The sequence below is a fragment of the Mycobacterium sp. E2733 genome (genome assembly GCF_001667585.1).
Classification (GTDB): domain Bacteria; phylum Actinomycetota; class Actinomycetes; order Mycobacteriales; family Mycobacteriaceae; genus Mycobacterium.
The window spans coordinates 1-505 of the sequence record NZ_LZJZ01000082.1 but is presented as its reverse complement, the minus strand read 5'-3'; the positions used below and the strand labels follow the sequence as shown (position 1 = coordinate 505).

1 protein-coding gene is annotated in these 505 nt (G+C 62.8%); it reads right to left on the bottom strand.

Features of this window, described 5'->3' with window-relative positions:
• A partial coding sequence (locus A5678_RS13485) for a TetR/AcrR family transcriptional regulator (protein ID WP_068043075.1) occupies positions 1 to 505 on the bottom strand: 505 nt, incomplete at both ends.

Below are 505 nucleotides of genomic sequence, written 5' to 3'. Positions count from 1 at the left end.
ACGTAGCGTCGGACGGTGTCAGGCTTGGACATGTCGAATGTCTGTGCCTCGTTGACGGTAGAGAACGACCAGATGATGCGGGCGAGCCATTCGCTGGCGGCCGTCACGTCGACCCCGGCACCAACCTCTCCGCGGTCACGCGCGTCACGTACGTAGGGTTCGAGAAATTTGGTCGTCCGCCGGACCGCCGTATCCCCGTCAGAGATCATGTGCCGCATCAGCTCAGCGTCATCGGCCATCAAACGGTTGCGGGTTCGGTGGTCGAGCAGGATCTTGGCGTGGGTTTCGGCCATCGCGCCGAGCTGTTCAGCCAGCGTGGCCTTCTTGGCCATCGCTGCGGCGACTTCGCGGTAGAAGCGTTGAGCGCCGTGCTCTATGGCCGCTTCGATCAGCACGTCGCGGTCGACGAAGTATCGGTAGATGGTGCCGCGGGACACCTTGGCCATTCGCGCCACGTCCTGAACGCTCGTGCGCTGGATGCCGAGCTGTGTGAAGCATTCGTTTG